This is a genomic window from Burkholderia sp. HMSC10F09, from assembly GCF_001806955.1.
Taxonomy (GTDB): Bacteria; Pseudomonadota; Gammaproteobacteria; order Burkholderiales; family Burkholderiaceae; genus Burkholderia; species Burkholderia multivorans.
In genome coordinates, this window is the sequence record NZ_KV786714.1 from 1 (window position 1) to 11,251 (window position 11,251).

Below are 11,251 nucleotides of genomic sequence, written 5' to 3' on the forward strand. Positions count from 1 at the left end.
CGGCGGGTTGCCGGCCAATCTGGTGCCCGCGCCGAGCGAGATATTCGATACGCTCGCGCGAATGGGCGCGGCGCGCGTCGCGCGCCACGTCGGCGCGAGCGCGTTGCGGGTCGCCGCCGGCTTCGCGATCGGCGCGTCGCTCGCGCTCGTCGTCGGCGCGGCGATGAGCGTGAGCCGGCGCATCGACGCGCTGCTCGAGCCGACGTTCCAGGCGCTGCGCGCGATCCCGTCGCTCGCGTGGGTGCCCGTCCTGCTGCTCTGGCTCGGCATCGACGAAGCGCCCAAGATCACGCTGATCGCGATCGGCGCGTTCTTCCCCGTTCATCTCGCCGTGGTCGCCGGGATACGCAACGTGGATCGCAAACTGATCGAGCTCGGCGCGCTGTACCGCCTGCGCCCGCTCGCGCTGTTCCGCCGGATCCTGCTGCCGGCCGCGCTGCCGCAGATCGTCACGGGCCTGCGCACGGGCCTGAGCCTCGCGTGGATGTTCATGGTCGCGGCCGAGCTGATCGCGGCCACGCGCGGCCTCGGCTTTCTGCTCAGCGACGGCCGCGAAACCGGGCGCCCCGATCTCGTATTCGGCGCGATCCTGCTGCTCGCGCTACTCGGCAAGCTGACCGACGGCGCGATGCGGCGCATCGAGCTGCACTGGCTCGACTGGCGCGACGCGGCCGCCGGCACGTCGCGTGACGCTCGACGGCGTCGCGCTCGCCGCGCCGTCGCCGCGTATCGGGCTGATTTTCCAGGAGCCGCGGCTGCTGCCGTGGCTGTCGATCGCCGACAACGTCGGCTTCGCGGCCGGGCCGCGCGGCGGACGTGCGCCGAGCGTCGCACGGCTGCTCGACGAGGTCGGGCTGGCCGATGTCGCGCAGCAGTTGCCGGCTACCTTGTCGGGCGGGATGGCGCAGCGCGCGGCAATCGCACGCGGGCTGTTCGGCGAACCCGATCTGCTGCTGCTCGACGAACCGTTCAGCGCGGTCGATGCGATCACGCGGATGCGCCTGCAGCGGCTGCTGCTCGACGTCGTCCGCCGACGCCGGATGGCGGCGATCGTCGTCACGCACGATCTCGACGAAGCGTTGTATCTCGGCGATCGCGTGCTGCTGCTCGCGCCGAATCCGGGCCGGCTCGACGACGCGTTTCGTGTCGATGTGCCGCGGCCGCGCGACCGCGGCGATCCGCGGCTCGGCGCGCTACGTGTGAGGCTGCTGCATGCGTTCGCGCGTTTCGACGAAGCCGCGCAGCGCGCCGACGACGCGGTTCGAGCGTTCGCATCGGGCATCCGCGCCGACTGAATGACGACGAGCGCAATTGCGCCTGACGCAGCGGATCCGTTTGCGCGCGATCGCCGGGCAGCCGCGTCACGCCGAGTTACGCATCGTCGAGGGCGGCCATACATCGGACGTGCGGCGCGGGCTGCTCGGGCAGGGCTTGACGTCTGCGCTGGCGCGCGTGAAGCGAGACGGGCAGCGCTGGCCGCCCGTTTTTCATCGCGCGCGACGTCGATCGGCCATGCGCCGAACTACCCATCCGGATAATGCCGGCCGCCGCGGTGCACCGCGGCGTCACGGTGCCGACATCGCGTCTGCCCGGCTCACAGCCACGTCCCGCCCTGCCGCTCGCTCGGCTCCTGTTCGAGCGCGTCGAAATCATGAATCCAGTCGAGGTGATGCAGCACGCGATCGCGCTCGGCGAGACGCGCATTGCGCGCCTGCGCGGCGGGCCCGTCAGGCAGATGCAGCACGTCGGCGGCAGAGATCGATGCGTACTGCACCTTGCGCGTACGACCGCGGCGCAGGCGTTCGTAGGCTTCCTGCGCTTCGCGCCAGTTGCCGGGCCCGGCCTTTGCCAGTTGCGCCGCCAGCACGACCGCATCCTCGATCGACTGGTTTGCGCCCTGCCCGTGGTGCGGCACGAGCGCATGCGCGGCATCTCCGATCAGCGTCACGCGTCCGCGGCTCCAGCGACCGAGCGGCGGCCGATGGAACAGGCCCCAGCGCTGACTGATCGGCACGGCGGTAATCATCTGCACGACCGCCGGATGCCAGTCGCGGAACAGTCGCAGCTGCTCGCCCTCTTCTGCCGGCATGACCCAGTCGCGCGACGGCCACGGCGACGGGTGGCGCTCGACCAGCAGGAAGTTCTGATCGCCTTTGTCGCCGATCGGATAGTGCAGCAGATGCCCGTGCGGCCCGATCCAGAACTGGATGGTCTCGGGATCCGGCAGCAGGTCCATGCGTTCGGCCGGCACCACGCCGCGAAAACCCGAGCAGCCCGAATACAGCACGTCGTCGTAACCGAGCATCCAGCGCCGCGTGATCGAGCGCGCACCGTCTGCGCCGATCACGAGATCCGCCTCGACGCGCCGGCCGTTGTCGAAACTCAGCGTGACGTGATCCGGATGCTGCGCGAGATCGACGAGACGATGGCCGAGATGGATGCAGTCGAGACCGACCGCCTTCGACAGCACGGCCTGCAGATCGGCGCGATGGACGCCCCAGTACGCGCCGCCGAATTGCCGCCGATAGCTCGGCTCGCCGCGATGATGGCCGATCACCGCGCCGCTGCGTCCGTCGCGATAGACGAGAGCCGGAATCTCCGCACACGCCGCGTCGAACTGCGGACGCAATCCCATGCGTTCGTAGAAGCGCGTCGCGTTGGCCGACAGCGCGACGGCCGCGCCGACTTCGCGCAACTCGCTCGTCTGTTCATAGAGCTGCGCGTCGATGCCGTGCTCGCGCAGCGCGAGCGCCAGCGTCAGGCCGCCGATGCCGGCACCGACGATCGCGATCGTCAGATTCGTCTGCATGATGAAGGTGTCTCCGATATTCAGATTGTGGGTTCCGCAGGGATGCGGCGGACGCTGCGGTCAGGTCGAACGCAGGCGTCGTACCGGTATTGTCGGAAGCAGGGTTTCATCCCACAATAAAATGCATGGAATCCGCTTCATCACTGAATGAAATAATCGGGAGCCACGCCAACCATGGAACTGAGCGACCTCGACCTCAATCTGCTGTTGCTGTTCCAGCGGCTGATGCAGGAACGGCGCGTGTCGACCGTCGCCGAGCAGATGAACATGAGTCAGCCGGGCGTGAGCAACGCGCTTGCGAAGCTGCGTCGACGGCTCGGCGATCCGCTCTTCGTGCGCGGGCCGGGCGGTGTCGTGCCGACGCCGTTCGCGCTGCGTCTGGCCGAACCCGTTTCGCACGCGCTCGCGACGCTGCACGCCGCGCTCAATCCCGAGACCGGCTTCGACCCGCAGCACGCCGTGCGCACGATCACGATCGGCATGACCGATATCGGCGAAGTCGTGTTCCTGCCGGCGTTGCTGGAACGCCTCTCGCAGACAGCGCCCGGCATCGTGCTGAACACCGTGCGCAACACGAGCGTGAACCTCGGCGACGAAATGGCCGAGGGTCGCGTCGACCTCGCGATCGGGCTGCTGCCGCAACTGCAGGGCGGCTTCTATCAGCGCAGGCTGTTCGATCAACGGTATGTGTGCCTGTTTCGGCGCGGGCATCCGCTCGAGGCCGCGCCGCTCACGCTCGACGCGTGGCGCGACGCCGGGCATCTGGTCGTGGTGTCGGCCGGGACCGGCCATGGACAAGTGGACGAATGGCTGAAGCGGCGTCGCGTGACGCGCAACGTGCGGCTGACGGTGCCGCACTTCATGAGCGTCGGCTATATCCTGCAACGCACCGACCTGATCGCGACGGTGCCGGAGCATCTCGCGCTGCAGCTCGCGACGCCGTTTTCGCTAAGCTGGCGTGCGCTGCCGGTGACGCTACCCGGCGCACCGATTCATATGCTGTGGCACGCGCGGGTGAATCAGGACGAGTGCAACCGCTGGCTGCGTGACGTCGTCGTCGAGTTGTTCGCGGAGGCCGGCGCGCGCCAGCGGAAATCGGGACCGGCGCGAAAGAAATAGGCGCGCGTACGATGTCGCGTCACAGGCGACGGAAGCGTGCGACGACATCGCGCGTGCGTCTGCGCCCCCCTTCAACCTAGCAGGAATTCAAGCCATGTCTGTCTCGAAGCAATTCGCAGCCGTCACGGGCGCCGGATCCGGCATCGGTCGTGCGGCGGCCGTCGCGCTCGCCGGCGCGGGATTCACCGTCGCGCTGATCGGGCGTACGGAAGCGTCGTTACGCGAAACGCAAGAAGCGATTCGCGCCGCGGGCGGCGACGCACACGTGTTTCCCGCCGACGTCACCGACGAAGTGTCGGTGGACCACGCGTTTGCGCAGATCGAGCAGCAGTTCGGCCGGCTCGACGTGCTTTTCAACAATGCCGGACGCAACGCGCCGCCCGTTTCCCTCGACGCATACGAGCTCGACGTCTGGAACGCCGTGGTTGCAACCAATCTGACCGGCGTGTTCCTCTGCGCGCGGGCGGCCTGGCGCATCATGAAGGCGCAGACGCCGCAAGGCGGCCGCATCATCAACAACGGCTCGATCTCGGCGTACTCGCCGCGCCCCGAGACGATCGCGTACACGGCCACCAAGCATGCGGTGACCGGAATCACGCGGTCGCTGGCGCTGGACGGCCGCGCGTACAACATCGCCTGCGGTCAGATCGACATCGGCAACGCGGCGACCGCGCTCACGGAACGCATGACGCAAGGCGTGCCGCAGGCGGACGGCAGCATGGCGCCGGAGCCGCGCATGGACGTCGCGCATGTCGCGAACGCGGTCGTGCAGATGGCCAGCCTGCCGCTGGACGCGAACATTCTGAACATGACGATCATGGCGACGACGATGCCGTTTGTGGGGCGTGGGTAGGTTTGGCCGCGCGGCACGACTGCGCCCGTTCATCGCCCGACGCATTGCCGAGCATCGAGCGTCGACATCGCGAGACCGGATACGTGAGGTCGTGCCGCGCTCGGCGGCGCCAGGTCAGATCGCGCGGACTACCGCAATCTTGCCAATCAGGACGAGATAGGAAATCGGCCAGAATATCAGCGCGCGGACTTTAGTCGAGAATACGTTGTGTAGCGTGTTATAGACCGGATGGAACGTGATCAAATTTCGCAACACCGTACGGTTCAAGAAAATACCGCAGGCGAAATAAACGACAAAGTAGACGATCGCTGCCTTGCTTATGCCGGCTATCACGGCACCCGCAATCAACGCAACCACGGCTGCCATGTAGAACCCGAAAGCCTTACCAAGTGACATCAGCCCGCCGCCCCCCTGAACGGCGTCGTCGCTCGCGATACTCATTTTTTCTCCTTATCGAATTGAACGGATTATTTCGGGCAGCCCTAATTCGGCCGCCCGACCCGGAAGTATCGGCATACGGAGGGAAAACTTTAGGGCGATACGAAATTGTCCGACTGAACGCGTCGGACGATTTCAGACTGGCTGTGAAGCTTGGATTTTCTATGAGAGGTTCTCATAGGCTCAACCGGCATGTTTTAAAAAACCTTCAAACATCCGCATCCGGAATCCGCGCCGACTGAATGACGACCAGCGTATCGCCCGCCTCGATCCGGCATGGCGGATCTTCGTAGAACGACTGGATCTTCCCGCAGCGATCGAGGCCGACGACGATCGCGCCCGGCACCATGTTCGTCATGCAGCCGACCTCGTGCGGCAGCGCCTCGCGCTCGACCAGCGTCGCGCGCCCGCGCGTCGACAGCATGTCGTTCACGAACGGCACGATATAGCGGCTATGCACGGCATCGGCCAGCAGCAGCGCGCCGATCTTCGTCGACGACACGATCACGTCCGCGCCGGCCTGCCGCAATTGCCGCTGATACAGATTCTCCTGGATGCGCACGACGATCTTCGTCTCGGGCGCGATGCTGCGTACCGACAAGGTCAGCAGAATCGCGGTCGGATCGTCGGTCACCGAGATGATCACGGCTTTCGCCGCGCGCACCTGCGCCTGGCGCAGCAGATCCTCTTGCGCGGGATCGCCGAGCAGCCCCGTCACGCCGAGCGCGGTCGCCGCTTCGAGCGCCTGCTGCTGCGCATCGATCACGATGATCGTCGAGGGCTCGACGCCGCTTTCGAGCAGCTCGCGCACCGCGATCGACCCGGACAGCCCGTAGCCGCACACGACGATGTGATCGGTCAATTGCTTTTGCAGCCGTTTCATGCGGAATTCCTCGATGACGCGCTGGATCACGAACTGATACGCCGTGCCCAGAAAGATGAACCAGATGACGATGCGGATCGGCACGATGAAGAACGCATCGATGAGCCGCGCACGCGCGGTGACGGGTACGATGTCGCCGTAGCCGACCGTCGCGACCGTCACCATCGTGAAATAGACGAGATCGGCGATGCTCATCGGCGTGCTTTTCGTCGAATCGCGCAGCCCGTCGCGATCGAGATACAGCGCGAAGAACGCGAGCACGCACAGCAGCAGCACCGCGCCGAGGCGAAACAGCAGCGTGCGGCGCGGCGACGTCGCGGGACGCGTAAACAACGTGCGTGTGCGCGGCGCCTGCCACGGATCGCGCGCGCGGCGCAGCCGCGAACGCAGTGAACGACGCTGGGCGGAAGGCGAAGCCAACGGGAAGTCTCCTGAACGATGCGGGCTCGATTCTACGATGCGGCGGCGCGCACGCGTCCGTCACAGCATGCTGCGCGGCGGCACCATCGTGCCGTCGACGAAACGTCGCGCGCGAAACGCCGACAGATCGAGCGACGGTGCGCCCGTGTCGATCCATTCGGCGAGCAGCCGCCCGACGATCGGCCCCATCGCGAAGCCGTGACCGCAGAATCCCGTCGCGATGGTGAGGCCCGCCGGCGTGTCGGGTGCGTCGATCACCGGAATCCCGTCCGGCAGCACGTCGATCAGCCCGGCCCAGGCCTCGACGATCTGCGCATCCTTCAGCACGGGGAAGATCGCCTTCAGCTTTTCGAGCGCGCGCGGCGCATGCGAACGGTTCGGTTGCGGCAACGGATCGCGCGGCTCGATCGCGTCGAGGCCGCCGCCGAGCCGCGCAAGCACGTCGCGCCACGCGGCGCCGTTCAGATGCAGACGGAATTTCTCGCGCTGCGACCAGAACGCCGGCCAGAACAGGCTAAGCCCGCGCAAGTGGCCGAGCGTCAGATCGACGTCGACCTGCATGTCGTCGGCGAGATTGATCGCGCCGTTCTTGCGCTGCCGGATGCCGAGGCCATGCCCCCAGATCGTCGACGCGGATACCGGCGGCACCACATTGGTGCGCATGCAGGTGCCGCGCACCGCCTGCTGCGGCAGCCGGATGCCGACGCCGTCGAGCAGCCGGAAACTCGTCGCGCCGGCCGCGCAGATCACGCGCCGCGTGCGGATGGTGCCGCGCTCCGTGGCCACGCCGGTCACCGCGCCGCCGCCCGTCTCGATCGCGGTCACGCCGCAGCCTTCGAAGAAGCGTGCGCCGGACTCGATCGCGCGCGCGGCGAAGGCGGCGGCCACGCGGCGCGGTTCGGCCTGGCCGTCGCTTTCGGTATAGAGGCCGCCGAGCGTGCGCGCATCGGTCGACAGCCCGCGCACGCGTTCGTCGATCTGCGCGCGCGTCAGCGTGCGCGTATCGAGCCCGTGTTCGCGCGCGACGGCAAGCCACGCCTGGAACGACTGCCAATCCGTTTCGTTGTCCGCAATATAGAGACAGCCGCCTTGCCGCCATTCGAGATCGAAACCGAGTGTTTCCTCTAATTTTTCCCAGATGCGCATGCCTGCCATCATCAGCGGCACTTCTGCCGATTCGCGCCCCTGCTGCCGCACGAAGCCCCATGCGCGCGTCGACTGCTGCCCGGCGATGCGCGACTTGTCGAGCACCACGGCCTTCAGGCCGCGCAGTCCGAGGTAGTACGCGGCCGCACACCCCATGATGCCGGCGCCGGCGATCACGACGTCGGCTTCGGTCGGAAACGGCGCGTCGGCGCGCGTGAGCGCATCGTGCAGCGGGTAAATTGTCGTCATTATTTCTTGTTCGGTAGGAATGTCCGGCTAACGCATGCCCGGCCGTAATGCCGGGATACACCTTTCACAGAAACGCACCGATCTGCACAAGGAGCGAAAGCCATTTTGCGGTAAAGTTATCTTTTCTGCGCGTGGCCGGTCGGCTCGCCACTGGACATCCGTCAGGACTGTCCGCCGAGACCGCCGCAAGGCGTCGTTCTGAACGTCATTCGATTCGACCCGATCCGCTCCCGTAGCATGACCACCGAAGCAATCACCACGGACTCCCTCGCGGTTGCCGAGCGCGTGCGCGAGCTGATGACCCGCAACGGCATCGGCAAGCGCCAGCAGACCACCGAGCTGTGCCGCATCCTCGACCTGAGTTTTTCACAAGGCCACCGCAAGCTGCGCGGCAGCAGCCCGTGGACACTCGCGCAGATCAAGAAAGTCGCCGAAGCGTACGGCGAACCGGCCGCCCAGCTGTTCGGCGCCCAGACGCTCGACCCCGGCATGGTCGGCGCGTGCTCGCAAGACGCGATTCTCTATGCCGGTGTCGCCGAGATCCCGTGCACCGCATGGATCGGCGCGCCGCTCGAAGCCGGCGCGCGCCCCGAATTCGTCGCGTACGAACAGAACGGCCGCTGGCGCGTGCTGCGCCACACCGGCGTGTTGTACCAGAACGCGTACGACGTGCACAAGATCGAAATCTATCCGCGCCGTGCGGAAAGCGACAAGCTCGTCGTCGCGGTCATCGATCCCGATCGCGTGAGCGCGACCGAGCTGTGCCGCTATCTCGAGCGCCAGGGCTTCGCGACGGCGTCGTTCGACGGCTTGACCGCCTTCGTCGATGCGCTGCAGGGTCAGGCGTTCGACGCGGTCGTCACCGAGTGGCTGTTCGACGACTGCACGGCCGCGACCGCGATCAAGGCCGTGCGCACCTCCGACAATCCGGGCGCGCCGATTTTCGTGCTGACCGGCGATCTGCTGACGGGCCGCGCGAGCGAAGCCGACATCAGCGAAGTGATCCGTACGTTCGACGTCGTCTGCTACGAGAAGCCGGCGCGCATGGCGATCCTCAGCGCCGATCTCGCGAAGCGGCTCGCACGCGGATAACACCGCGCACACGGCGGCCGCCCGCGGCTTCGTCAGTACAATAGCCGGACCCGTTCACGCGACGCCGGCATCCGCCGCCCGACTCCATGGCCCGCCTCATCCCCGACGACTGGAAAAATCTCGCCGCGACCGGCGCTGCCGAACGCGAACGCGAAACGCTCGCCGCACTCGAACACGCGCTGCCCGACGGCTACACCGTCTACCACGGCGTGCACTGGACGCGCGCCGACCAGGGTTTTTCGGTGTTCGGCGAAACCGCGTTCGTCGTCGTGAGCCCGGCCGGCCGCGTGCTGCTGATCGAACTGAAGGCCGGTTTTCTGCGCGAGACGCCGAAAGGGCTCGTGAAGGTGTATCTGCAGACCGAGCGCAACGTCGCGATCCAGCTCGCGCGCACGCAGGAAACGCTGCACCGGCGGCTGACGGCCGCGTTCGGCGCGGGCGTCTACGGGATCGACGCGCTGCTGTATTGCCCGGACTACGCGATCCGCCAGACCGCGATCGCCGGCGTCGCGGCCGACCGCATCGTCGATGCGTCGCGCAAGGCGCAGCTCGCGCAGGTGATTTTGCAGATCCTGCCCGAAGACGAAACGCCGCTGCCGAACGCCGCCAGGATCCACCACTTTCTCGCCGACGAGCTGGCGCTGACGCCCGACACGAGCGCGCTGGTCGGCCAGGCCGGCACGCTCGTCACGCGGCTGTCGGGCGGCCTTGCCGCGTGGGCGCGCCAGCTCGAGTTCACGCCGTTCCGGCTGCGCGTGACGGGCACCGCCGGCTCCGGCAAGACGCAGCTCGCCGTGCAGGCGATGCGCGATGCGGTCGCGGCCGGCAAGCGCGTGCTGTACGTCTGCTTCAACCGGCCGCTCGCCGACTACATCGCGCGGATCGCGCCGGCGGGCGCGACGGTCGCGAACTACCACCAGCTGTGCGACTGGGTCGCGCGCGACGGCGGCTATGTGCCGGACTTCCAGGCGCCCGGCGCGTTCGAGCAGCTCGAAGCGCGTTTCGCGCAGACGCCGATCGCCGGCCGCTGGCGCTTCGACGTGCTGATCGTCGACGAAGGACAGGATTTCCACGCGTCATGGGCCGCCGCGCTCGAGCGGCTGCTCGCCGCGGACGGCGCATGGTGGTGGCTAGAGGATCCGCTGCAGAACCTGTACATGCGCGAGCCGGTCGCGCTGTCGGGCTGGGTCACGCTGAAGGCGCTGACGAACTACCGCAGCCCGCGCGACGTGCTCGAATTCGTGCGCGACATCGTCGGGCGCGTCGAACCGCTCGCGAGCGAACTGCGCTCGGGCGGCCCGTTCGACGGGTCCGATCCGTCGGTGTCGGCATACGGGGAACCGGACGCGTCGGCCGACACGCTCGCCGACGCCTGCATCGACGCGACCAAGCGCGCGATCACGCACGCGCTGTCGCTCGGCTTTCGCAAGCAGGACATCGCGGTGCTGTCGTACCGCGGCCGCGAAGGGTCGGTGCTCGCGCCGCTCGACCAGCTCGGCCCGCACCGGCTCAAGCGCTTCACCGGCACGTACGACCTGTTCGGCAACCCCGAGTATCGCGACGGCGACGTGCTGCTCGATTCGATCCATCGCTTCAAGGGACAGTCGGCGCCGTGCGTGATCCTCACCGAGGTCGACTTCGCGTCGCTCGACGCGCGCGCGGCCCGCAAGCTGTTCGTCGGCGCGACGCGCGCGACGATGAAGCTGCTGATCGTCGCGTCGGCGCGCGCCGCCGCGCAATTGACGGCCGCCTGACGCGGCCGCGTGCGCCGGCTCAGGCGACGCGGAACGCGCCGACCGCGCGCCGCAAGCCCTCGGCCTGCTCTTCGAGCGACGCGGCGGCGGCCGCCGCCTGCTCGACGAGCGCAGCGTTCTGCTGCGATACCTGATCCATCTGCGACACGGCGCGATTGACCTGCTCGATGCCGTCGCGCTGCTCGTTCGACGCGGCCGCGATCTCGGTCATGATGCCGGCGACGCGCGCGATCGCCTGCTGAATGTCACGCATCGTTTCGCCCGCGACGCCGACGAGCCGCGATCCGTTCGCGACGCGCTCGACCGACTCGCCGATCAGCGTGCGGATTTCCTTCGCCGCGGACGCCGAGCGCTGCGCGAGCGTACGCACCTCGCCGGCGACCACCGCGAAGCCGCGGCCCTGCTCGCCCGCGCGCGCGGCTTCGACCGCGGCATTCAGCGCGAGGATGTTGGTCTGAAACGCGATGCCCTCGATCGTGCCGATGATG

At 67.6% G+C, this 11,251-nt stretch carries 9 protein-coding genes and 3 pseudogenes; 7 read left to right on the forward strand and 5 right to left on the reverse strand.

What is annotated here, in order from left to right:
• The 3 pseudogenes from HMPREF3115_RS29315 to HMPREF3115_RS33065 all read left to right on the forward strand — a co-directional run.
• Positions 1 to 700, forward strand: a pseudogene (locus HMPREF3115_RS29315) (ABC transporter permease); the annotation flags it as partial.
• A pseudogene (locus tag HMPREF3115_RS14380) lies at positions 681 to 1,295 on the forward strand (ABC transporter ATP-binding protein); the annotation flags it as partial. The pseudogenes HMPREF3115_RS29315 and HMPREF3115_RS14380, both read left to right, overlap by 20 nt.
• A gap of 70 nt (positions 1,296 to 1,365) precedes the next feature.
• Positions 1,366 to 1,458 (forward strand): annotated as a pseudogene (locus tag HMPREF3115_RS33065) (esterase family protein); the annotation flags it as partial.
• Positions 1,459 to 1,594: 136 nt separating this feature from the next.
• On the opposite strand, the gene HMPREF3115_RS14385 reads toward HMPREF3115_RS33065, so the two are convergent.
• Positions 1,595 to 2,809, reverse strand: a complete 1,215-nt coding sequence (locus tag HMPREF3115_RS14385; RefSeq protein WP_070554866.1) for an FAD-dependent monooxygenase — start codon at positions 2,807 to 2,809, stop codon at positions 1,595 to 1,597.
• 174 nt (positions 2,810 to 2,983) lie between these two features.
• On the opposite strand from HMPREF3115_RS14385, the gene HMPREF3115_RS14390 reads away from it, so the two are divergent.
• Positions 2,984 to 3,928: a LysR family transcriptional regulator gene (locus tag HMPREF3115_RS14390; protein WP_006409763.1), complete on the forward strand. Its 945-nt coding sequence runs from the start codon at positions 2,984 to 2,986 to the stop codon at positions 3,926 to 3,928.
• Between the two features lie 94 nt (positions 3,929 to 4,022).
• The gene (locus HMPREF3115_RS14395; RefSeq protein ID WP_069221025.1) at positions 4,023 to 4,781 is read left to right on the forward strand and encodes an SDR family oxidoreductase; all 759 of its coding nucleotides are present in this window, start codon (positions 4,023 to 4,025) and stop codon (positions 4,779 to 4,781) included.
• Between the two features lie 114 nt (positions 4,782 to 4,895).
• Here the strand turns inward: HMPREF3115_RS14395 and HMPREF3115_RS14400 are convergent, their stop codons facing one another.
• From HMPREF3115_RS14400 to HMPREF3115_RS14410, 3 genes are all read right to left on the reverse strand, one after another.
• A complete protein-coding gene (locus HMPREF3115_RS14400) occupies positions 4,896 to 5,222 on the reverse strand; it encodes a hypothetical protein (RefSeq protein WP_070554868.1) in 327 nt (108 codons plus the stop codon).
• 205 nt (positions 5,223 to 5,427) lie between these two features.
• A complete protein-coding gene (locus HMPREF3115_RS14405; protein ID WP_006409766.1) occupies positions 5,428 to 6,522 on the reverse strand; it encodes a potassium channel family protein in 1,095 nt (364 codons plus the stop codon).
• A 60-nt stretch (positions 6,523 to 6,582) separates the two neighbouring features.
• Positions 6,583 to 7,917: an NAD(P)/FAD-dependent oxidoreductase gene (locus HMPREF3115_RS14410; protein WP_065496391.1), complete on the reverse strand. Its 1,335-nt coding sequence runs from the start codon at positions 7,915 to 7,917 to the stop codon at positions 6,583 to 6,585.
• 237 nt (positions 7,918 to 8,154) lie between these two features.
• Here HMPREF3115_RS14410 and HMPREF3115_RS14415 point away from each other — a divergent pair, with 237 nt between their 5' ends.
• Positions 8,155 to 9,009, forward strand: coding sequence for a helix-turn-helix domain-containing protein (locus HMPREF3115_RS14415; protein ID WP_006396823.1), 855 nt, complete (start codon positions 8,155 to 8,157; stop codon positions 9,007 to 9,009).
• Positions 9,010 to 9,095: 86 nt separating this feature from the next.
• Complete coding sequence (locus HMPREF3115_RS14420) at positions 9,096 to 10,763, forward strand: ATP-binding domain-containing protein (protein ID WP_070554870.1); 1,668 nt, start codon at positions 9,096 to 9,098, stop codon at positions 10,761 to 10,763.
• A gap of 19 nt (positions 10,764 to 10,782) precedes the next feature.
• On the opposite strand, the gene HMPREF3115_RS32450 is transcribed toward HMPREF3115_RS14420, so the two are convergent.
• Positions 10,783 to 11,251: methyl-accepting chemotaxis protein (locus tag HMPREF3115_RS32450; protein ID WP_256276206.1), on the reverse strand; the 469-nt coding region annotated here is incomplete at its 5' end.

Bases quoted from the DNA above. Each gene is read 5' to 3' on its own strand.
- HMPREF3115_RS14415 (WP_006396823.1), top strand. From the start codon at position 8,155: ATGACCACCGAAGCAATCACCACGGACTCCCTCGCGGTTGCCGAGCGC.
- HMPREF3115_RS14410 (WP_065496391.1), bottom strand. From the start codon at position 7,917: ATGACGACAATTTACCCGCTGCACGATGCGCTCACGCGCGCCGACGCG.
- HMPREF3115_RS14385 (WP_070554866.1), bottom strand. From the start codon at position 2,809: ATGCAGACGAATCTGACGATCGCGATCGTCGGTGCCGGCATCGGCGGC.
- HMPREF3115_RS14390 (WP_006409763.1), top strand. From the start codon at position 2,984: ATGGAACTGAGCGACCTCGACCTCAATCTGCTGTTGCTGTTCCAGCGG.
- HMPREF3115_RS14400 (WP_070554868.1), bottom strand. From the start codon at position 5,222: ATGAGTATCGCGAGCGACGACGCCGTTCAGGGGGGCGGCGGGCTGATG.
- HMPREF3115_RS14395 (WP_069221025.1), top strand. From the start codon at position 4,023: ATGTCTGTCTCGAAGCAATTCGCAGCCGTCACGGGCGCCGGATCCGGC.
- HMPREF3115_RS14420 (WP_070554870.1), top strand. From the start codon at position 9,096: ATGGCCCGCCTCATCCCCGACGACTGGAAAAATCTCGCCGCGACCGGC.